This is a genomic window from Streptomyces catenulae, from assembly GCF_000718015.1.
GTDB classification, from domain to species: domain Bacteria; phylum Actinomycetota; class Actinomycetes; order Streptomycetales; family Streptomycetaceae; genus Streptomyces; species Streptomyces catenulae.
Window position 1 is genome coordinate 1 of sequence record NZ_JODY01000057.1, and the last position, 19,930, is coordinate 19,930.

Sequence of the window (19,930 nt, forward strand, 5' to 3'; positions counted from 1 at the left end):
GGCCGGGAGGGCGGCGCGCTCCGCGCCTGCCACCGGTGCCTGGCCGGTGCCCGCGTTGCCTTGGGCGGCTCCTGCCTGGCCTTGGGCTGCGCTCGCCGTGCCCTGGTCCGTGATGGCGGCCTGGCCCGTGGCGGCGGCCTGGCCCGTGGCCGCAGCCTGGTTCGTGGCGGCGGCCTGGTCTGTGACGGTGCCTTGGTACGGGGCGGCGCCCTGGTCCGTGACGGCAACTCGACCCGAGGCGGCGGCCTGCTCCGGGCCCGCGGCGGACTGGCCCGCCACCGCAGCGGACTGACCCGTCACCGCGCCGGACTGACCCGCCATCGCATCGAACTGACCCGTTTCCACTGCGGCCTGCCCCATCCCCATGGCGGCCTGCCCCGTCCCCACGGCGGTCTGTTCCGCGACTGCGGGACGGTCGGTGTGCGCGGGCTGGTCGGCGTCTGTGGCCGGGGCGGCTCCGGTGGGCCGGGGCGTCTCCTCGGCTGCGGACTGCCCGGTGGTGTCGGCCGGTTGGGGATGCTCGGCCGGTTCGGTGGGACGTGGTGCGGGGGCCGGGGCGGCGGCCATGGTGAGGCGGGCGGACGGGTCCGGCGGGGCGAGGTACGGGCCCGGCGCGGGGCGCGGGTCCGCCGACGCCTCCGGGGACGCCGTCGGCCCGGGGAGCACCGGGGCTCCGGCGGGAACCGTGGCTTCCGCTGCCGTGTGCTCCGGCTCCGTGGGCGCCATGGCCTCCGGAGCCGCCGTGCGGGCCGGTCCCGCCACGGGCTCCGACGCGGCCGGAGACGATGCCGGAGGGAGTGCCGGGCGCACCGTGGGCGCGGCCACCGGGGCCGCCTCGGAAACGGGTGCCGCCCCTTGGACGGCGGCCGGTTCCGCGACGGGCGCCTCCCGCGCGGGGCCCGGCACCGGGATGCGCGGGGCGGCCTGCCCCGGAACCGCATCCGACCCCGCGCCCCCTACGGGCACCGGCCCCGAAACCTGTCCTGGGCCCGAGCCCTGGCCCGGCCTCGAATCCTGACCCGGGCCTGAACCCTGACCCGGGCCCGAACCTTGCCCCGGCCCCGAACCCTGACCAGGAGCCATCCCCTGCCCCGGAACCGCCCCCGCACCCGCCCCCGCCCCCGGCCCGCCCGGAGCCGGAATCCGGCCCGTATCGGCTGCTGGCAGGGCGGGTGCATACGGATTCGCTGTGGGCGCCTGCGTATACGGGCCCGCTGCGGGCGGCTGCGCGTACGGGTTCGGTGCTGCCGCGACCTCCGGGTACGGGGGGCGGCTCGGTGTGCCCGGGGCCTGGCCGGGGACGGTGGGGCCGCCCGGTGCTCCCGGGGGCGTCGCCCCTGCCACGGGTGGTTCCCCGTACGGGCCGGGTACCGGGGCCCCGGCGCCCGGTGGTTGCTCGGGGACCGGCAGGCCGTGCCCGGCCCCGGGGACCTGGCCGGGGGGCGTCGGCGCCTCGGCCCGCGGGTAGTCGCTCGCGTGCCACTGGTGGAGGCAGTCGGCGCACCACCACAGGAGTTCGCCGCCGCCGTAGACGCCCTCGTCCTCCCACAGGAGGTCGGTGCCACCGCAGGACGGGCAGGGGGTGGCCGGGGTACGGCGGCGCCGTGTGCGACGGCTCATGAGTGAGACCTGGTCATGGTTCTCCGACTTCATCTGTTCTGCGCCGTGATGGCAAGGGCACACCCCGCCGTTGCCCATGGTGGGCGTGGTTTCCCCGGTGCGGAAGCGGTGGCTTCCGCACCGGGGCGGGGCGCGCACAGCAACAATGTGCCACCCGTCCGTGGACAACAGCCGACAGTTCGGTCAATTTGGCGGACCGGCCTCGCGGGGAGCGTCCCGAAGGGAGCGGGCCCGTACGGATGTCCGGGGCCGCCGCGCACTCCCCCGCGATGCCGTTCGTCCGTAACGTCCCCCGTCTCCCGTCGCGTTCACCCTCGCCCGACCCCGAATCCTCCCGGATCCGGACCCCGACTCACCCCTCCGGGTACCGGCGTGGCGTCCACACGGACGCGGTGCCGTCCGCGCGCGGTGCCGTCCGGGTCTGCGACGAGCCGATCAGCAGGATCGTGCGCATGTCGACCTCGGCGGGGTCGAGGTCGGCGAGACGGACCGTGCGGACGGACTCCTCCGGGCCGCCCACATCGCGGCCCAGCACCACCGGGGTGTCCGGCGAACGGTGCTCCAGCAGCAGGTCACGCGCCTTGCCGACCTGCCAGGTGCGGCTGCGGGAGCCGGGGTTGTAGAGCGCCAGGACGAGGTCGGCGGCGGCCGCGGCGCGCAGCCGTTCGGCGATGACCTCCCAGGGCTTGAGGCGGTCGGAGAGGGAGAGGACCGCGTAGTCGTGGCCGAGCGGGGCGCCCGCCTTGGCCGCCGCGGCGTTGGCGGCGGTGACCCCGGGCAGCACCCGTACGGGAACGGCCCGGTAGCGCTCCTCGGCGGCGACCTCCAGGACGGCGGTGGCCATCGCGAAGACGCCCGGGTCGCCGCCGGAGACGACCGCGACCCGGCGGCCACGGCGGGCCAGGTCGAGGGCGAGTTCGGCGCGTTCGGACTCGACCTTGTTGTCGGAGCCGTGCCGCAGCTGACCGGGGCGGACCGGCACCCGATCCAGGTAGGTGGTGTAGCCGACGAGGTCGTCGGCGGCGGCCAGCGCCCCCCGCGACTCGGGCGTCAGCCACAGCGGTCCGGCCGGTCCGGTGCCGACGACGACCACCTCGCCGCAGCCGGTCCCGGACGCGTCACCCGACGCGCCACCGGGGGCGTGCGCCGTCTCGCCGGGCGCCCCGGACATGCCCTCGGGGACGCTCCCGGACCCGCTCTCAGGGGCGTGCGCCGTCTCGCCGGGCGCCCCCGACCCGCCCTCGGGGACGCCCCCCGACGCCTCCTCGGGAACATCCCGTTCCGCGACCCGGCTCGGTACCACCGCGACCGCGAAGTACGGGACGGAATCGGGGTCGACGTCCGCCAGTGCCCCGGTCCGTTCGCCGGTCATCGTGGCGCGTTCGACGTAGCGCGCCTCCGGCAGCCGGCCGGAGCGTTCCATGGCCCGGTGGACGGTGGGGAAGGTGCGGCCCAGCTTCATGACGACGGCGGAGTCGGTGGCGGCCAGCCGGGCCGTCAGCTCCTCCTCGGGGAGCGTGCCGGGCAGCACCGTCAGCACCTCGTCGGCCTCCACCAGCGGCCTGCCCAGCCGGGCGGCGGCCGCGTTGATCGAGGTCACGCCGGGGACGACCTCGGTCGGGTAACGGTGCGCCAGCCGCTTGTGCATGTGCTGGTACGAGCCGTAGAAGAGCGGATCGCCCTCGGAGATCACGGCGACGGTGCGGCCCGCGTCCAGGTGCGCGGCGAGCCGGGCCGCGGCCTCCTCGTAGAAATCGTCGAGGGCGCCCCGGTAGCCGCCGGGGTGGTCGGTCGACTCCGTGGTGACCGGGTAGACCAGCGCCTCCTCGATGTGGTCGGGGCGCAGATGGTCGGCGGCGATGGCGCGCGCGATGGACCGGCCGTGGCGCGCGCTGTGGTACGCCACCACGTCGGCCTCGGCGATGACCCCTACGGCCCTCACGGTCATCAGGGACGGGTCTCCGGGGCCGAGCCCCACACCGTAGAGGCGGCCCGGGGTGCGGGCGCCGGACTGCTGCTCGGGCACGCTCATTCCTCCTCGCTCGCCAGGGCGTTGACGGCGGCCGCGGCCATGGCGCTGCCGCCGCGCCGCCCGCGCACCACCAGGTGCTCCAGGCCCGACGGGTGGGCGGCCAGCGCCTCCTTGGACTCGGCGGCGCCGATGAAGCCGACGGGTATGCCGAGCACCGCGGCGGGCCGCGGCGCGCCCTCCTCGATCATCTCCAGGAGGCGGAAGAGCGCGGTGGGGGCGTTGCCGACGGCGACGACCGCGCCGTCCAGCCTGTCCCGCCACAGCTCCAGCGCGGCGGCGCTGCGGGTGGTGCCCAGTTCGGCGGCGAGCGCGGGCACCGACGGGTCGGCGAGGGTGCACACCACCTCGTTGTCGGCGGGCAGCCGCTTACGGGTGACGCCGCTGGCGACCATGTTGGCGTCGCACAGGATCGGCGCACCGGCGCGCAGCGCGGCGCGCGCGCTCGCCACCACGCCGGGGGAGAAGGCGAGGTCGCGGACGAGGTCGACCATGCCGCAGGCGTGGATCATCCGGACCGCGACCCGGCTGACGTCGGCGGGCAGCCCCGCGAGGTCCGCCTCGGCGCGGATGGTGGCAAAGGACTGGCGGTAGATCGCCGCCCCGTCCTTCTCGTAGTCGAACACGGTGCCCTCGGTGTGGTGGATCGGTGGTGGGGTGGGGGAACGGGAAGCTGGATGGGGGTACGCGCCAACGGGGGCGTCAACCGGTGCGTGTCCCGGTGGCGGTCACGGCGTGGTCCCGGGGCCCGACGGGGACACCGGGGGCGCGACGGCGTCGGCGACCTGCCGCACGGTGGCGCCGGTCGCGAGCGGCTCCGGTGGCGCCCCCGGCCGGACCACGGTCACGTCGTAGCCGCCGTCGGTCGCCAGGACGTCGAGCCAGGTGCCGTGCGGATGGCCGCAGCGGCGCGCGCAGCCGGACCACTGCACCGGCAGCGCGGTGGCCCGCCCCAGGGCCGTGGCCACGGCGGTCGCGTCGGTCCGTACGTCGGTCAGGGACTTGGCGCACCCGGGGCGCCCGGTGCAGGCGCCGAGCCGGTACCAGGGCGAGTCCGGGTCGGTGACCAGGCCCGCGTCCGCGCACTCCCGCAGCCGGGCGGCGGCCACCGGCGCGCTCAGCCCGGGGACGAGGACGCCGCGCCACGGGGTCAGCCGGAGCGTGCCGTCCCCCTCGGCGGCGGTACGGGCCAGGAGGCGCCACTGCGCGCCGGTCAGCCGCCCCAGCGGCGCCGGGACGCTCAGCGCACGGCGCCCGCCGGGCCCTTCGACGAGGCCGGGCGCCGGAATGCGCGCACCGCTCCCGGGCCTCTCCGGGACCTCGCCGGACGGGACGTACGCGGCGGGGATCCCGGCGGCGCGCAGCCGCTCGCCGACGGCGCGCGCGGTCGGCGCCGCGCCCCCCGGCAGCTCCCGGAACCGCCAGGCGCCACTGCCGCTCGCCTCGACCGCGTCGAGGAAGGCACGGGCGGCACCGAGCGCGGCACGGGCGGCATCGGCACCCGCGATCCGAAGGGCCGGACCGGAGCCGTCGCCGGGCCCGCCGGGTCCGCCGAGGAGGAGCAGCGCGGACGCCGCACCCGGCGCCCCGGCCCCCGGGCCCGCCGCTTCTGCGACCAAGGTCACATCGCCGCCGAGGGACGCCACATCGCCGCGCCCGTCGTCCAGGACGAAGAGGAAACGCCCCGAAAGCCGCGTCGTCCACTCCGCCCCGCAGAGCAGTCCGTCCAGCTCACGGGCCCAGCGCCGCACGTCGGCGGGGGTGTGGCGGTCGATTCCGGCGAGCGGTGAGGCGATGAGGTTTCGGACGCGTTCATGGCGTACGGAGGGCAGCAGACCGGCCCCGTCCAGCAGTGCGGCCAGATCGCCGCCGCAGCCGTCGCCGAGGCCGCGCAGCTCCACGTTGCCGCGCGAGGTGAGGGAGATCCCGCCGTCCCCGAACCGCTCCGCCGCGTCCGCCAGCGCCGTCGCCTGACGTCCGGTCAACTCGCCCGCGGGCACCCGGACACGGGCCAGCGCGCCGTCCGCCGCCGCGTGCAGCCGCAGCGCTCCCGGGCAGGCGTCACCGCGCTCGCGCAGCGGCGGCTGGGCCCCGTGGGGCCGGTTCGAGGGGGAGGGCGGCATGGCCGCGAGCATACCGACGCGCCGCGGCGGACGACGGTGACCGGCACCCCGCCCCGGGCGCCCCGACGGCCGCCCCCGCCCCCGGACGAGCACCCCGGAGCGGACCCGCGCCGGGTCCCGTACGGCCCCGGATCCGGCCCCCGTACGACCCCGGATCCCGACCCCGTACGGGGAGCGGGCCGATCCCCGTACGGGCCCCGATGCCGCCCCCTATGGGCACCCCGCAGCAGGCCACGCCCTCCGTCGGCCCTCGCCGGATCGGCCGTCGAGCCCCCCTCCCCACCCTCCCGACCAGCCCTTACCATTCACTTCGGTGGGTCAGCCGGCCCGCCGACGCCGGAGACGGCGACGAGGGCTCTCCCGGTCACGGGGGCGGCTCTCAGGGAGGAAGCCCGGTGAGAGTCCGGCGCGGTCCCGCCACTGTGAGCCCGGCAGCTGCCGGGTGAGTCAGGAACTCCCGCCGTCCAACGAACCACCCGGGGCGCGGATACCCCGAGGAAGGCTCTGCGCTCGCATGCTTCTGCTGCTGTCGACCTCCGACACCGATCTCCTCAGCGCCCGCGCCGCCGGTGGCCCCGTGCCGTTCCGGCTCGCCAACCCGGCCCGCCTCGACCTCACCGAACTCCCCGCGCTGCTCGACGGCGTCGACCTCGTCGTGGTCCGCCTCCTCGGCGGCATCCGCGCCTGGGAGGAGGGCCTGAACCTCCTCCTCGCCGAGGACCAGCACCGCCCCGTCGTCGTCCTCACCGGCGAACAGGCCCCCGACGCGCAGCTGATGGAGGCGTCCACCGTCCCGGTCGGCACCGCCGCCGAGGCACACGCCTACCTCGCGCACGGCGGGCCCGAGAACCTCGGCCGCCTCGCCCGCTTCCTCTCCGACACCGTCCTGCTGACCGGCCACGGCTTCGAGCCGCCGCAGCCCGCGCCGACCTGGGGCGAGCTGGAGCGGCCCGCGGCCCGTGAGGACATCGACGGCCCGCTCGTCCCGGTGCTCTACTACCGCGCGCACCACATGAGCGGCAACACCGGCTTCGTCGACGCGCTCTGCACCGAGATCGAGAAGGCCGGGGGCCGCCCGCTGCCGCTCTTCGTCGCCTCGCTGCGCGCGCCCGAGCCGGAGCTGATCGACGCGCTGCGCCCGGCCGACGCCATCGTCACCACCGTCCTCGCCGCGGGCGGCACCAAGCCCGCCGAGGCGTCCGCCGGTGGCGACGACGAGTCCTGGGACGCGGGCGCGCTCGCCGCCCTGGACGTGCCGATCCTCCAGGCGCTCTGCCTGACGGGTAACCGCGCCGCCTGGGAGGAGAACGACGAGGGGCTCTCCCCGTTGGACGCCGCCACCCAGATCGCCGTCCCCGAGTTCGACGGCCGCCTGATCACCGTCCCGTTCTCCTTCAAGGAGATCGACGAGGACGGTCTGCCGACGTACGCCGCCGACCCCGAGCGCGCCGCCCGCGTCGCCGGGATCGCCGTCCGCCACGCCAGGCTGCGCCACATCCCGGCTCCGGAGAAGAAGCTGGCGCTGGTCCTCTCCGCGTACCCCACCAAGCACTCCCGCATCGGCAACGCCGTCGGCCTCGACACCCCCGCCTCCGCCGTCGCCCTCCTGCGCCGCCTGCGCGAGGAGGGGTACGACTTCGGCGACGAGGAGGTCCCGGGTCTGGCGTCGGGCGACGGCGACGAGCTGATCTACGCGCTCATCGAGGCGGGCGGCCACGACCAGGAGTGGCTGACCGAGGAACAACTCGCCAGGAACCCTGTCCGTATCCCCGCCGCCGACTACCGGCGCTGGTACGCCACGCTCCCCCAGGAACTGCGCGACTCCGTCGAGGAGCACTGGGGCCCGCCGCCCGGTGAGATGTTCCTCGACCGCTCCCGCAACCCGGAGGGCGACATCGTCCTCGCCGCCCTGCGCCGCGGCAATCTGCTGATCCTCATCCAGCCGCCGCGCGGCTTCGGCGAGAACCCGATCGCGATCTACCACGACCCCGATCTGCCGCCGTCCCACCACTACCTGGCCGCCTACCGCTGGATCGCCGCTTCTGCCGACGACGGCGGCTTCGGCGCCGACGCGATGATCCACCTGGGCAAGCACGGCAACCTGGAGTGGCTGCCCGGCAAGAACGCGGGCCTCTCCGCCGCCTGCGGCCCGGACGCCGCCCTCGGCGACCTGCCGCTGATCTACCCGTTCCTCGTCAACGACCCCGGCGAGGGCACCCAGGCCAAGCGCCGCGTCCACGCCACCCTCGTCGACCACCTCGTCCCGCCGATGGCGCGCGCCGACTCGTACGGCGACATCGCCCGCCTGGAACAGCTCCTCGACGAGTACGCGCAGATCAGCGCCATGGACCCGGCGAAGCTCCCGGCGATCCGCGCGCAGATCTGGACCCTCATCCAGGCCGCCAGGCTCGACCACGACCTCGGTCTGGAGGCCCGCCCCGACGACGACGGCTTCGACGACTTCCTCCTCCACGTCGACGGCTGGCTCTGCGAGGTCAAGGACGCCCAGATCCGCGACGGTCTGCACGTCCTGGGCGCCGCCCCCGCCGGTGAGGCACGCGTCAACCTCGTCCTCGCGATCCTCCGCGCCCGCCAGATCTGGGGCGGTACGTCCGCGCTCCCCGGACTGCGCGAGGCGCTGGGCCTGGACGAGTCCGCCGCCACCCGCACCACCGCCGACGAGGCGGAGGAGCGCGCCCGCGCCCTCGTCCAGGCGATGGAGGACGCCGGTTGGGCGCCGTCCGCCGTCGCCGAGGTGGCCGCCGGGCAGCCCGAGCAGGTCGCCGCGATCCTCGACTTCGCCGTCCGCGAGGTCGTCCCGCGCCTCGCCGGGACCACCGCCGAGATCGACCACGCCGTCCACGCCCTGAACGGCGGCTTCGTCCCCGCGGGCCCGTCCGGCTCCCCGCTGCGCGGCCTGGTCAACGTCCTGCCGACCGGCCGTAACTTCTACTCCGTCGACCCCAAGGCCGTCCCGTCCCGCCTCGCCTGGGAGACCGGCCAGGCGCTCGCCGACTCCCTCCTGGAGCGCTACCGCGCCGACAACGGCGAGTGGCCCACCTCCGTCGGCCTCTCCCTCTGGGGCACCAGCGCCATGCGCACCTCCGGGGACGACGTCGCCGAGGCGCTCGCGCTGCTCGGCGTCCGCCCCGTCTGGGACGACGCCTCCCGCCGCGTCACCGGCCTGGAGCCGATCGCCCTGGAGGAGCTGGGCCGCCCCCGCATCGACGTCACCCTCCGCATCTCCGGCTTCTTCCGCGACGCGTTCCCGCACGTCATCGGCCTGCTCGACGATGCGGTGCGGCTCGCCGCCGGGCTGGACGAGCCCGCCGCCGACAACCACATCCGCGCCCACGCCCAGGCCGACCTCGCCGCCCACGGCGACGAACGCCGCGCCACCACCCGTATCTTCGGCTCCCGCCCCGGCACCTACGGCGCGGGCCTGCTCCAGCTCATCGACTCCCGCGACTGGCGCACCGACGCCGACCTCGCCGAGGTCTACACCGTCTGGGGCGGCTACGCGTACGGCCGCGGGCTGGAGGGCCGCCCGGCGCGCGACGAGATGGAGACCGCGTACAAGCGCATCGCCGTCGCCGCGAAGAACACCGACACCCGCGAACACGACATCGCCGACTCCGACGACTACTTCCAGTACCACGGCGGCATGGTCGCCACGGTGAAGGCGCTCAAGGGCACCGCCCCGGAGGCGTACATCGGCGACTCCACCCGCCCGGAGACGATCCGCACCCGCTCCCTCGTCGAGGAGACCTCCCGGGTCTTCCGCGCCCGCGTCGTCAACCCGCGCTGGATCGAGGCGATGCGCCGCCACGGCTACAAGGGCGCCTTCGAACTCGCCGCCACCGTCGACTACCTCTTCGGCTACGACGCGACCACCGGCGTCGTCGCCGACTGGATGTACGACAAGCTCGCCCAGACCTACGTCCTCGACCCCGAGAACCGCGCCTTCCTCCAGGAGGCCAACCCCTGGGCCCTCCACGGCATCGCCGAACGCCTCCTGGAAGCGGAATCCCGCGGCATGTGGGAGAAGCCGGACGCGGACACCCTGTCCGCCCTCCGCGAAGCATTCCTGGAAACGGAGGGAGAGCTGGAGGGGGAGGAGTGACCCCTCCACCGCCCCTGACCGACCCGAGACCTTTCAGGAACCCTTCCTGAGAATTCTGCCGCCACGGCCCGCCCTCCCTATGGGGGGCGGGCCGTTGGCGTGCGGGAGAGTTCAGGGAGACTTCCTGATGATTCTTCGGCTGCGGGGGCGCCGGACCGGCGGCCCCGCCCGGCCGACCGCCGCTCCCCCTCCGAGGACGCACGATGCAGACCCGCACCCGGGCGCACACACCGGCCGCACCCACGGCTCCCCGCCGCAGGTTCACCCGGCTGAGCCGGGCGTTCGCCTGCGCCGTGCTCCTCACCGGCTTCGGCGTGGCGGCTTTCGGGCTGTCGGGTGTCGCCGGATCGCTCGGGTACGCCGGGACGCCGGGCACGCTGACCGTCCAGGGCTGCCGGGAGGTGGCGGGGCGGTCCCACGGGCAGAACTGCTTCGGCCCGGTGCGTGCGAAGGACGGCACGCTCCTGGACGAGGAGGCTGCCCTGGACGCAGAGTTGCGGCCCGGCGACCGGGTGGCGGTCCGTGGCATCGCCGCGTTCTGGGTGTCCGAGGGGCGGCAGCACCTCGGCGAACCAGGGCTGATCGCCGGTGCGGGGATCCTGCTGTCCGGCTTCTGGGTTCCCTACCTCACCACCGGCACCTTCCCCTGGCGCACCACCCCACCGCCCGGCGCCCCGCTGTGCACCCTCGGCCCCCGCGCCCGGCTGACCCGCACCGTGCTGTGCACGCTCGGCGCCTGCGTCGCCGGGGCATGCGTGATCGCCTCGCTGCTCTGAGGAAGGCCCGCCCGGCCCACGGGGGGGGCGGGCCGTCGGCGTGATCCTGCCGAGCACCCTCACAGGGCTTCCGGGAGCGGTACGTTGCCGACCATGGCTTTCTTGGAAGACGTCGTCTGGCCGCCCGCTCCGCTCAGGACCGAGCGGCTGGTGCTCCGCGAGCCCGAGGTCCGGGACCGTACGGCGTTCCTCGCCCTGCTCGCCTCGCCGGAGGTGCACACCTACCTCGGTGGCCCGCGCCCGCGCGATGAACTTGAGCGGGAGATGCCCGGGGCGCCCACCCGGCGGCCCGGGCTCTTCGTCGTCGAACGTGACGGAGCGATGATCGGCCAGATCACCCTCACCGAGGAGTCAGGACTCCTTCCCCGGGCCGCCGGGAGGGCCGAACTCGGCTATCTCTTCCTGCCGGAGGCATGGGGACGCGGGTACGCCACCGAGGCGTGTACGGCGGTCCTCGACTGGTTCACCGGTGTGCTCCCCGGCCGCCCCGTGGTGCTCGCCACCCAGACCGCCAACACCGGCTCCCGCCGCCTCGCGGCGAAGCTCGGGTTCGTCGAGGCGGGGCTGTTCCATGCGTACGGCGCGGAGCAGTGGTGCGGCGTGTGGTCCCCGGCTGCGGCGCCCGGCCCGAACCCTTGAGGGCCGCGGGCCCCGGCGCGCCCCACGCCCCCGACCGTCAGGGCCCCTGCCCCCTCAAGGACCGGTCCTGATCGTCTTCATCGTCAGATGGGACTCCAGGCGGCGGACGGCGGGCAGGCCGCTCAGACGGTCGGTCAGGAAGGCTTCGTAGGCGGCGTGGTCGGCGACGGCGACGCGGATGAAGTAGTCGGGGCGGCCGTACATGCGGCGGAATTCCACGACCTCTTCGAAGGACGCCACGATGGACTCGAATTCCTCGAAACTCTTGCGGTCCTGCGCGTAGATCTCGACGTCGATCAGGACCTCCAGACCGCGTCCGACGGCCTCCGGGTCGATGACGGCGCGGTATCCGCTGATGACGCCGGACTCCTCCAGACGCTTGACCCGCCGCAGACAGGGCGGTGCGGTCAGTCCGATGCGTTTGGCCAGCTCAACGTTGGTGAGCCGCCCGTCGTGGCGCAGTTGAAAGATAATTTCGCGGTCGATCGCATCGAGCGGTACTTCCTTGCTCATATCCCGAGAATACAGGGGTGATCGGCAATCATATGAGGCGGAAGTTTTTCTAAAATTTCGCCATGGAAATACCCCAGGCCGTCACCGGGGCGCCACCCCGGCCCGTACCCGTACCGCCGCCCCCGAGGACCTCCCAGGCACGCGCGGCGTTCAAGGATTCGGCGGGTGCCGGTCTGGCGTTCATCCCGCTCGGGCTCGCCTACGGGGCGCTCGTGACGCAGTCGGGTCTGGACTGGTGGTGGGCGGGGCTGTCCGCGCTGGTCGCCTTCGGCGGCTCGTTCGAGTTCCTGCTGATCGGCCTGGTCACGGTCTGCACCCCGCTCGCCTCCATCGCGGTCGCCGCGTTCATGGTGAACGTCCGCCATGTCTTCTACGCGCTCTCCTTCCCGCTGCACCGCGTGACCGGCCGCCTCGGGAAGACGTACAGCACCTTCGCCCTGTGCGACGAGGCGTTCGCGCTGACCTCCGGGGAGCGCGCCCGCTCCTGGCCCGGCCCGCGCATCCTGTGGTTGCAGTTCTCGCTGCACCTGTACTGGGCGGCCAGTTCGGTGGCCGGGGCGCTGCTCGGCTCGCTCATCCCGGCGGGCGTCACCGGTCTGGACTTCGCCCTCACCGCGATGTTCACCGTCCTCGCGCTGGACGCGGTCCGGGACCTGCGCGGCGATCTGCCCACGCCGGTGATCGCCCTGCTCAGCGCGGTGGTCGCCCGGCTCCTCTTCCCGGAGGAGATGCTGCCGGTCGCCTTCGCGCTGTTCACCGCCGCCCTGCTGGCCCGTCACTTCGTCACCGGGCGGAGGGCCGTCCGTGCCTGATACGCGCTACGCCGTCGCCGCCGTCCTCGTCACCGCGGCGGTCACCTGGGGCCTGCGGGCCCTGCCGTTCGCCGCCCTCACCCCGCTGCGCGCCAGCGGTACGGTCCGGTTCCTCAGCACCCGGATGCCGGCCGGGGTCATGCTGATCCTGCTGGTCTACTGCCTGCGCGACGTCCCCGTCACCCACACCCGCGCGCTGGCCCCGCTGACCGCGCTCGCCGTCACCGTCGGCCTGCATCTGTGGCGCCGCAACGCCCTGCTGAGCATCCTCGCCGGAACCGCCGTCCACACGCTGCTGGCGAGTCTGGTCTTCACGGGCTGAGGTCCGGCGGACGGGCGGGGCCGGGTGTCCCTTACGGGATCCGTAGGGGACACCCACGATCCGTAAGGGACGTCCCCTACGGATCCCGCGTCACCCGTCCCCGTCAGCCGGGAAGTCCGCGCCGACCGTCAGTGTGATCTCGCCCGGTACCGCGTCCGCCGCCTCCCGGGGCGTGAGGTGGCCGGGGAGGCGGGCGGCCAGGACCTCGGCCTGGGCGCGTAGTCCGGCCGGGTAGGCGAGCGAGGTGGGGCCCGGGGTGGGGGCGTTGCCGGTGGTGGTGACGGTGAAGCCGAGGGCGCGCAGTTCGGTGGCGGCGGTGGCGGCGCGGCCGGGGGTCCCGGTGCCGTTGAGGACGCGGACCCGGACGGAGGCGGCGGTGACGGGGTGGGCGGCGGCCGCGGTCAGCCGTCGCTTGGCGGCCGCGTCGATCTCCCGGTCGTGCGCGAGATCGCTGAAGACGTCGCCTGCCTGCGGGTACTGCCAGACGACGTTGGCGCGGTCGGTGGGGACGTCCGCCTCGCGCGGATAGTTCGGCACGGTGAGGAAGGTGAGCCGGTCGGCGGGGATGTCCTTGAGCGTGGCGGCGAGATCGTAGAGCGGTTTGATCCCGGCCAGGTCGTTGTCGGTGGTGAGCGACTTGGTGGCGGAGTCGAGGAAGTCGTAGAGCGAGCCGGGGCTGGTCAGCTGGGCGCGGGCCTTGGTGCCGAGCGCCTTCAGGAACTCCTGCTGACGGCCGATACGGCCCAGGTCGGAGCCGTCGCCGACGCTGTAACGGGTGCGGACGTAGCCGAGCGCCTGCTCGTCGCGGACGTTCTGGCAGCCCGCCGGGAGGTCGAGGTGGGCCTTGACGTCGTGGATGGCGTGCTCGGGGCAGACCTCTATGCCGCCCAGGGCGTTGACCATCCCCTTGAAGCCCTGGAAGTCGAGCGAGGCGAAGTGGTCGATGCGCAGCCCGGTGGCGGTCTCGACCGTCTTGATCGTGCAGCTGGCGGCCTTGCCGATGTCGCCGCCGTCCCCGCCGATCGAGAACGCCTCGTTGATCTTGAAATGGTGCGGGGCCGACCGGCTGCCGTTGCCCCGTACACAGGAGGGGATGCGCACCCAGGAGTCGCGCGGGAAGGAGAGCGCGGTCGCCCAGTGCCGGTCGGCGGAGAGGTGCAGCACCATCAGCGTGTCCGACTGCATGGTCGTCAGGCCCTTGCCGTACTTGGCGTTGGAGCCCGCGCGGCTGTCGGAGCCGACCACGAGGATGTTCTTCGAGCCGGGGCTGAGGTTGGCGGGCCGGTCGCCGAGCCCGTCGTCGATGTCGGTGCCGCGGATGTTGGCGTCCAGGTGCTGGTAGATCCAGGCGCCCGCGCCGGTGGTGCCGAGCAGCACCGCGGCGAGGACGGCACCGGCCCAGACGACGATGCGGCCGCGGCGGGTCATCCGGAGCTTCCCGGGCGGTGCGGCCGGACGGCCCGGCGCGCCCGCGGCGACGGCCGCCGGGCGGGGGCGGGCCCCGGGAGCGGGACGGCGCGCGGCCGCCGGTTCGCGCCGGGGGCCGGGAACGCCGCGGGCCGCGCGGCCGGGCGGGGCGTCCCGGCGCGCGGCGGCGCCTGACCGGAGGGGCCCGCCGCCCCGGGAACTCTGCCTGTCGTGCACGCCGTTGGCCCCTCTCGCTCTGCGGATGCTACGTCGGGGAGCGCGGTACGGGGAGCCGTCCCGGACAACGCGCACGGTGGCGGGGGGGCCGGATACGGCGGTCGGGCCGGTCCGGGCGGCGGGCCCGGCGGGGCGGGCGCGGGCGCGACGGCGCGCACCGGGGCGGGTGCGCGGCCCGGACACACCCCGGTGGCCGTCGGGAGCAGCGGCGCGCGGGGGGCGCGCGGAGCGGGGTGCGCACGCCCCGGGTGCGGGGGTGCCGCCCGGTGCCGTCGGGTCAGATCCCGGAGCTGGGGAGCAGGTGGATGGTGTCCGGGTCGTACCGGAACCACCGGGGCGGTCGGCCGCCGGGGGTGGTGCGCATCCGGCACCACTGGGCGCCGTTCTCGTCCGTCCACCATGCGGTGATCCGGCCCACCGCCCAGTGTCCGTCCGGGAAGTGGACCTCGACGGGCTGGTAGACCCATCGCACCTCCGCGTCCGGGGGCGGGCAGTCCCAGCTCGGGAGTGAGCACCTCGTCGCCATCTCCCCCTCCGAAAACACCCGTTACCGCCATGTGGAGAGCCAGCGTACCGGCAATATCTACAGTGTTGTAGAACTTCATGGGAGCCGGTACGGAGCACTGCCGCCGGACCCGGTACGCCGGGGCGGGGCGGGCCGCGCCCCGGAGCCGCCGTCAGAGCGGTGGATGCGCCTGTGACCTGCCGCTTTCGGGGAAAGGATCATTCCGCCCGGCGCAGGAAGGTGCGGGCGCCGCGGAGCCTGGTGCGGACCGTGCGCCGCGTCCGGGTGCTGTCCAGACGGACGTCCAGCGGCCCCGGGGGACCGACGTCGGCGCGGCGACCGGCCGGGAGCGCGGCGGGGTCCAGCCCCTCGCGCCCGGCGATCAGAACGCCCAACTCGTGACGGCTGACGGCATCCGGGGCGCACCCCCGGATCGCCGTCTCCGCCGCCGCCTTCGCCGCCCCGTAGGGGGTGAGCGGGTCCGGCGGCGCCGACTCGTCGTAGTGGACGGCGGCACCGGAGAAGACGGCGTCACTGGAGACGTGCACCAGCCGGGCGCCGTACCGGGTGACCGCCCGCGCCAGGCGGATCGCCCCGTCGGCGGTGACCGCCCGGTCGCCCCGCCGGTACGCCGCGTTGAGGACGGCGTCCGGCCGGGTCTCCCCGAGCATCCGCGTGATCTCCTCGCCGCGGCGGAGGTCCAGGGGCGCCCGGCGGACACCGGGGAGGTCACCGGCGCGGGTCGCGAAGGTCGCCGTCACGGTGTGTCCGGCCGCCCGCGCCTGCCGGGCCGCCTCACGCCCCAGGAAGCCGCTGCCGCCCACGATCAGAAGGTCCATGACCGGCCACGGTAGGCCCCGGGGAAGCGGCTTCCCAGGGCGCGCGGGCCGCCGCGCTCACAGCGGTGTCGCGGCCTTGAGGATGAGGACGAGGGCGATCGTGGAGTTCAACGAGGCGAGGGCCGAGGTGGCGGTACCGGCGGCGGCGACGAGGGCGGCGAGGCCGGTCGGGGTCAGGGCGTGCGGCCAGCTGCGGGTCGGCGGTACCGGCGCGAGCAGCGCCGCCACCCGGCGCGGCACCGGGCCGGTCTCCGCGGCGGCGAAGTGCGCCAGCTCCGGATAGGGGGCGCCCGCCCGGCCCACGAGCGCCGCCTTGCCGACCGCGTGCGCCGTCACCCGGCGGTCGCCGACGGCGCGGGCGGCCTCCTCGTCGGCCCACCGCTCCGTCGCGTACGCCGCCGCCGAACGCAGCGGCAGCAGCAGCGGGTTGAGGCATCCGGCCAGTCGGACGGCCAGCAGATGGCGGTGGTGGTGGCAGTCCAGATGGGCCCGCTCGTGGGCGAACAGGGCCCGCCGCTCGGCGCCGTCCAGGCTGTCCAGCATCCCCTGCGACACCACGACCCGCCCGGAGCGCGCGGCCCGCCCCGGACGCCCCGGGGTGCCCGGCACGGCGTACGCGTACGGCGTCGCGTCCGGGAGGACGGCCGGGTCGTGGCCCGGGGGCAGCGCGGCGAGCGCGTCGTGGGCGCGCGCCCGGATGCGGCGGTGGCGGCGCAGCGCCCCGACGCACGCCACGCCCGCGGCGGCGAGCGCGACGATGGCGGCGGTCCCGGCGATCTCCGCCAGGGGCACCGCGGCGCGCACCTCCGGGTCGGACCAGCCGTCGGGCAGCGGGTTGCCGGGCAACTGTGCGGTCCCGACGACCATCAGCAGGCCCAGGCAGAGCGTGCTGCACACGGCGAGGACGGTGGAGAGCAGGGTCAGCAGACGGGTGGAGGCGCGGGGGTGGAGGTGCTGACCGGCGAGTTTGGCGATCGGCAGCGCGGTGAGCGGCAGGACCAGCGGGAGGAAGACGAAGAACCCCACGGGTCAGTCCCCGTCGGGCGCCGGGCCACCGGGGGCGGCGCCGTCCAGCAGGGCGCGCAGCACCTGTTCGTCATGGGCGGAGAGCGCCGAGACGAAGCTGGTCAGGACGGCGTCCCGGTCCGGTTCGCCGTCCAGGACCCGGCGCATCCGCAGCGCCGCGAGCCCGGCTTCGTCGGCGGCGGGCGTCCAGAGGTAGGCGCGGCCGGACCGCTCCCGGGTGACGGCCTTCTTGGCGTGCAACCGGGACAGGATGGTCATCACCGTTGTGTACGCGAGGTCGCCGCCGAGTCGTTCCTGCACCCAGGCGGCGGAGACCGGTTCCGGCGCGTGGTGCAGCGCGGTCAGGACCTGCGCCTCCAACTCGCCCTGCCCACGGCGGCGGGCGCGCTCCGGGCCGCCCGCGCGGTAGCCGCCGGGGGCGCCCGCGGGACCCCCGGTTCCGCCGTGTCCGGAGGGCGCGCCGAGCGCTCTTCCGAAGGGTTTCCCGCCCATGCCGTCGCCTCCCGCCGTGCCGGGCGTCCCGGGGCCGGGACGTCGGGGCATCTTACGACCGCGGTCGCGGTCCGTACCGCGCGGCCGGATTCCGCCGCCCGCCCCGGGGAACGGGCCCCGGAGCGGCCCCTACGGGACGCCCTGTGGGGGATGACCCGTAGGGAACGCGCCGTGGGGAAGAGCCCGTACGGGACGGTGTCGACGGGCCGCGCCAACTTCTACAGTCCTGTAGATTTTAGCTCCGTGCGCCGCAGCTGTCCTGTCCGTCGGCCCGGGTGCCGGCGGAGCGGCGCCGTGTCCACCTCATAGCCCTCATAGCTCTGAACCCGATACGCCGGACCGTGCGCGGCGCCCCGCGCAACCGGGCGCCGAGTGCGTCCGGCCCGTACGCGGACCGGCACATCACCTGGAGGTACACCATGGGAGTCTCGCTGGCCAAGGGCGGCAACGTCTCGCTGTCGAAGGAGGCGCCCGGCCTGAGCGCGGTCACCGTCGGCCTCGGCTGGGACGTGCGGACGACGACGGGCGCCGACTACGACCTGGACGCGAGCGCCCTGCTCTGCACCGAGGCGGGCAAGGTCGTCTCGGACCGCCACTTCGTCTTCTACAACAACCTGACCAGCCCGGACGGTTCGGTCCAGCACACCGGCGACAACCTCACCGGTGAGGGCGAGGGCGACGACGAGTCGATCAACATCAACCTCACCGACGTCCCCGGCGAGGTCGCGAAGATCGTCTTCCCGGTCTCCATCCACGAGGCGGAGAGCCGCGGCCAGAGCTTCGGTCAGGTCCGTAACGCCTTCATCCGCGTCATCAACCGCCTCGACGGCGCCGAGCTGGCCCGTTACGACCTGAGCGAGGACGCCTCCACCGAGACCGCCATGGTCTTCGGTGAGCTGTACCGCCACGGCGGCGAGTGGAAGTTCCGCGCCGTAGGCCAGGGCTACGCCTCCGGTCTCGCCGGAATCGCCGCCGACTTCGGCGTGAACGTCTGACCCGCCGCCGAGCCGTCCGACCGGAGCACCGGCCACCGCACCGCCCGGTCCCGTACGGGGAGTTCCGTACGGGACCGGGCGGTGGTGCGTGCGGCCACCGTCGACGCGGCGGTGCACGTAGGGGCGGGCCCGTACGGGAGATGCCGTACGGGCCCGCCCCTACGGGGTTCCCCGGCCGGACGATCCCTTACGGCGTCCGGCCCCGGGGTTTCAGAGGTCGAACTCGCCCGGGTTGATGTCCAGCGCGAAGCACGCCTCACGGACCACTGCCTGCTCGGTCTTGTCGAAGTCGCCGTCCGCGCCGCCGATGACGATGCCGATCTGGATCACCGCACGCGCCTCGACCGGCTTCTTCTTCACCTTGCCGATCTCCTGCATCACGGCGACCTTGCCGAAGTCGAAGTCGGCGGTCAGCTTGTCGAGGTAGCCGTCGAAGCGGCGCTGGAGGTCGTCCGCCGCGAAGTTCTGCAGCACCTCGTTGGTGCCGATCAGCTGCGCCACCCGGCGCCGCTCGGACGGGTCGATCGTGCCATCGGCGGCTGCCACCAGCGCGCACATCGCCATGCTGGCGTCCCGGAAGGCGCCGCTCTTGAGGTCGTTCTTCTTGGCGACGAGCTGGGTCTGCATCGTCTGGGCGGAATCCTTGATCCGGTCCCACAGTGCCATCGGGATCTCCTGGTCGTCGTCGTCCGTTGTTCCGTGTGCCGGTGCCGCACGGCGTGCCGGACGGACGGTGCGGCCCGCGCCGCGGGCACGTCACGTCCGGCCGACCGGCGGCCGGTTTGGTCATGCGTAGGTAAAATCTACAGGTATGTAGAGGTTTGTGGAGGGGGCGGGGTCGACGAGATCGCTTTCCGGGCGGCGGGATCGCTGTCCGGGCGGCGGGGGAGGCAGGGGTGACGGAGGAGTCGGGGGTGCCGGAGGTGCCTGACGCGCGCCGCGCGCCGCTCGCCGCGTGCCGACTCGCCACCGCTCGCCGGTCGTCCGCCCGTCGCCGTCTCGCGCACCCCGGTCCTCGCTCCGGACATTCCGCCCATAGTTGGGCATGTTGGGGTTACGGTGGAGTGACCGGGGACCGCCCGCCGGAACGAGGGCCGTGTGCGGCTCCGCCGAGGTCCCCGGGGCCCCGTGCCGGAAGGCCCGGACCATGAGGCCCGAGTGAGGTGAGCACGATGCAGATCGCGTTGACCGTGGTCGTTCTGCTGGCACTGATCGCCCTGGGCGTACTGTTCCTCGCCCGGGTCAACGCCCAGCAGGCGGGCCGGATGGCGACGCACAAGTACGCGACGCTGCAACCCTCCTTCCGCCTCCGGATGCGCCGATGGCCGCACGGCGGCGGCAGCCGCCCCGGCCCGCACGCCGCCGGACCCCCGCCGCCCACCCCCGACGAACGGGGCGACGGCCGACCCACCGGATCCTGACCGCGGCACCTTCCGCACCGCCCCCGGACCCCGGCCCATGTCGCCCACCCC

At 74.8% G+C, this 19,930-nt stretch carries 17 protein-coding genes, 1 pseudogene and 1 riboswitch; of the genes and pseudogenes, 7 read left to right on the forward strand and 11 right to left on the reverse strand.

The annotated features are described in order from the left end of the window. From IF23_RS0130040 to cobG, 4 genes and pseudogenes are all read right to left on the reverse strand, one after another. Window positions 1–726, reverse strand: a pseudogene (locus tag IF23_RS0130040) (hypothetical protein); the annotation flags it as partial. A gap of 1,246 nt (window positions 727–1,972) precedes the next feature. After that, the gene (locus IF23_RS0130045; RefSeq protein WP_037680298.1) at window positions 1,973–3,652 is read right to left on the reverse strand and encodes a precorrin-2 C(20)-methyltransferase; all 1,680 of its coding nucleotides are present in this window, start codon (window positions 3,650–3,652) and stop codon (window positions 1,973–1,975) included. Beyond that, entirely contained in the window at window positions 3,649–4,275 is a 627-nt protein-coding gene (locus IF23_RS0130050; RefSeq protein ID WP_030289325.1) for a precorrin-8X methylmutase, read from the reverse strand. Before IF23_RS0130050 ends, IF23_RS0130045 begins: the two co-directional genes overlap by 4 nt. Window positions 4,276–4,377: 102 nt before the next feature. Next, window positions 4,378–5,784, reverse strand: coding sequence for a precorrin-3B synthase (cobG, locus tag IF23_RS0130055; RefSeq protein ID WP_051739995.1), 1,407 nt, complete (start codon window positions 5,782–5,784; stop codon window positions 4,378–4,380). 372 nt (window positions 5,785–6,156) lie between these two features. After that, window positions 6,157–6,229: riboswitch (cobalamin riboswitch) on the forward strand. Window positions 6,230–6,286: 57 nt separating this feature from the next. Between cobG and cobN the strand changes: the two genes are divergently transcribed. The 3 genes from cobN (at window position 6,287) to IF23_RS0130070 (ending at window position 11,310) form a co-directional block, all read left to right on the forward strand. Next, window positions 6,287–9,895 (forward strand): cobaltochelatase subunit CobN, encoded by a 3,609-nt coding sequence (cobN, locus tag IF23_RS0130060; protein WP_030289327.1) that lies wholly within the window; start codon window positions 6,287–6,289, stop codon window positions 9,893–9,895. Window positions 9,896–10,098: 203 nt separating this feature from the next. Then, complete coding sequence (locus IF23_RS0130065) at window positions 10,099–10,671, forward strand: hypothetical protein (protein ID WP_030289329.1); 573 nt, start codon at window positions 10,099–10,101, stop codon at window positions 10,669–10,671. Between the two features lie 93 nt (window positions 10,672–10,764). Further along, window positions 10,765–11,310, forward strand: a complete 546-nt coding sequence (locus IF23_RS0130070; RefSeq protein WP_030289331.1) for a GNAT family N-acetyltransferase — start codon at window positions 10,765–10,767, stop codon at window positions 11,308–11,310. 54 nt (window positions 11,311–11,364) lie between these two features. Here IF23_RS0130070 and IF23_RS0130075 read toward each other — a convergent pair whose 3' ends face one another. Then, a complete protein-coding gene (locus tag IF23_RS0130075; protein ID WP_030289333.1) occupies window positions 11,365–11,823 on the reverse strand; it encodes an Lrp/AsnC family transcriptional regulator in 459 nt (152 codons plus the stop codon). A gap of 62 nt (window positions 11,824–11,885) precedes the next feature. Between IF23_RS0130075 and IF23_RS0130080 the strand changes: the two genes are divergently transcribed. Both IF23_RS0130080 and IF23_RS0130085 read left to right on the forward strand, forming a co-directional pair. Further along, on the forward strand, window positions 11,886–12,635 hold the full coding sequence (locus IF23_RS0130080; protein ID WP_030289334.1) for an AzlC family ABC transporter permease: 750 nt from the start codon (window positions 11,886–11,888) through the stop codon (window positions 12,633–12,635). Next, window positions 12,628–12,957, forward strand: a complete 330-nt coding sequence (locus IF23_RS0130085; RefSeq protein WP_030289336.1) for a branched-chain amino acid transporter permease — start codon at window positions 12,628–12,630, stop codon at window positions 12,955–12,957. The genes IF23_RS0130080 and IF23_RS0130085 overlap by 8 nt, the downstream gene beginning before the upstream one ends. A 90-nt stretch (window positions 12,958–13,047) precedes the next feature. Here the strand turns inward: IF23_RS0130085 and IF23_RS0130090 are convergent, their stop codons facing one another. The 5 genes from IF23_RS0130090 to IF23_RS0130110 all read right to left on the reverse strand — a co-directional run bounded on the left by IF23_RS0130090 (window position 13,048) and on the right by IF23_RS0130110 (window position 17,463). Then, window positions 13,048–14,385: an LCP family protein gene (locus tag IF23_RS0130090; RefSeq protein WP_051739996.1), complete on the reverse strand. Its 1,338-nt coding sequence runs from the start codon at window positions 14,383–14,385 to the stop codon at window positions 13,048–13,050. A gap of 493 nt (window positions 14,386–14,878) precedes the next feature. Continuing rightward, window positions 14,879–15,127 carry a hypothetical protein gene (locus IF23_RS0130095; RefSeq protein ID WP_245655166.1) on the reverse strand — a complete coding sequence of 83 codons (249 nt, stop codon included), beginning with the start codon at window positions 15,125–15,127 and terminating at the stop codon, window positions 14,879–14,881. 197 nt (window positions 15,128–15,324) lie between these two features. Further along, a complete protein-coding gene (locus IF23_RS0130100; protein ID WP_030289341.1) occupies window positions 15,325–15,945 on the reverse strand; it encodes a sugar nucleotide-binding protein in 621 nt (206 codons plus the stop codon). A 57-nt stretch (window positions 15,946–16,002) separates the two neighbouring features. Then, on the reverse strand, window positions 16,003–16,971 hold the full coding sequence (locus IF23_RS0130105; protein WP_030289343.1) for a M56 family metallopeptidase: 969 nt from the start codon (window positions 16,969–16,971) through the stop codon (window positions 16,003–16,005). A 3-nt stretch (window positions 16,972–16,974) separates the two neighbouring features. Further along, complete coding sequence (locus IF23_RS0130110) at window positions 16,975–17,463, reverse strand: BlaI/MecI/CopY family transcriptional regulator (protein ID WP_078654363.1); 489 nt, start codon at window positions 17,461–17,463, stop codon at window positions 16,975–16,977. Window positions 17,464–17,882: 419 nt separating this feature from the next. On the opposite strand from IF23_RS0130110, the gene IF23_RS0130120 reads away from it, so the two are divergent. Next, entirely contained in the window at window positions 17,883–18,458 is a 576-nt protein-coding gene (locus IF23_RS0130120) for a TerD family protein (protein WP_030289348.1), read from the forward strand. Between the two features lie 210 nt (window positions 18,459–18,668). Here the strand turns inward: IF23_RS0130120 and IF23_RS0130125 are convergent, their stop codons facing one another. Further along, window positions 18,669–19,124: a tellurite resistance TerB family protein gene (locus IF23_RS0130125; RefSeq protein WP_030289350.1), complete on the reverse strand. Its 456-nt coding sequence runs from the start codon at window positions 19,122–19,124 to the stop codon at window positions 18,669–18,671. A gap of 506 nt (window positions 19,125–19,630) precedes the next feature. On the opposite strand from IF23_RS0130125, the gene IF23_RS31745 reads away from it, so the two are divergent. Further along, entirely contained in the window at window positions 19,631–19,879 is a 249-nt protein-coding gene (locus tag IF23_RS31745) for a hypothetical protein (RefSeq protein WP_037680306.1), read from the forward strand. The last annotated feature ends 51 nt before the right edge of the window (window positions 19,880–19,930 follow it).

Coding starts and splice junctions, on each gene's coding strand:
- IF23_RS0130100 (WP_030289341.1), bottom strand. CDS start 15,945: ATGGACCTTCTGATCGTGGGCGGCAGCGGCTTCCTGGGGCGTGAGGCG.
- IF23_RS31745 (WP_037680306.1), top strand. CDS start 19,631: ATGCAGATCGCGTTGACCGTGGTCGTTCTGCTGGCACTGATCGCCCTG.
- IF23_RS0130065 (WP_030289329.1), top strand. CDS start 10,099: ATGCAGACCCGCACCCGGGCGCACACACCGGCCGCACCCACGGCTCCC.
- cobG (WP_051739995.1), bottom strand. CDS start 5,784: ATGCTCGCGGCCATGCCGCCCTCCCCCTCGAACCGGCCCCACGGGGCC.
- IF23_RS0130070 (WP_030289331.1), top strand. CDS start 10,765: ATGGCTTTCTTGGAAGACGTCGTCTGGCCGCCCGCTCCGCTCAGGACC.
- IF23_RS0130125 (WP_030289350.1), bottom strand. CDS start 19,124: ATGGCACTGTGGGACCGGATCAAGGATTCCGCCCAGACGATGCAGACC.
- cobN (WP_030289327.1), top strand. CDS start 6,287: ATGCTTCTGCTGCTGTCGACCTCCGACACCGATCTCCTCAGCGCCCGC.
- IF23_RS0130075 (WP_030289333.1), bottom strand. CDS start 11,823: ATGAGCAAGGAAGTACCGCTCGATGCGATCGACCGCGAAATTATCTTT.
- IF23_RS0130110 (WP_078654363.1), bottom strand. CDS start 17,463: ATGGGCGGGAAACCCTTCGGAAGAGCGCTCGGCGCGCCCTCCGGACAC.
- IF23_RS0130080 (WP_030289334.1), top strand. CDS start 11,886: ATGGAAATACCCCAGGCCGTCACCGGGGCGCCACCCCGGCCCGTACCC.
- IF23_RS0130095 (WP_245655166.1), bottom strand. CDS start 15,127: ATGGCGACGAGGTGCTCACTCCCGAGCTGGGACTGCCCGCCCCCGGAC.
- IF23_RS0130120 (WP_030289348.1), top strand. CDS start 17,883: ATGGGAGTCTCGCTGGCCAAGGGCGGCAACGTCTCGCTGTCGAAGGAG.
- IF23_RS0130045 (WP_037680298.1), bottom strand. CDS start 3,652: ATGAGCGTGCCCGAGCAGCAGTCCGGCGCCCGCACCCCGGGCCGCCTC.
- IF23_RS0130090 (WP_051739996.1), bottom strand. CDS start 14,385: ATGACCCGCCGCGGCCGCATCGTCGTCTGGGCCGGTGCCGTCCTCGCC.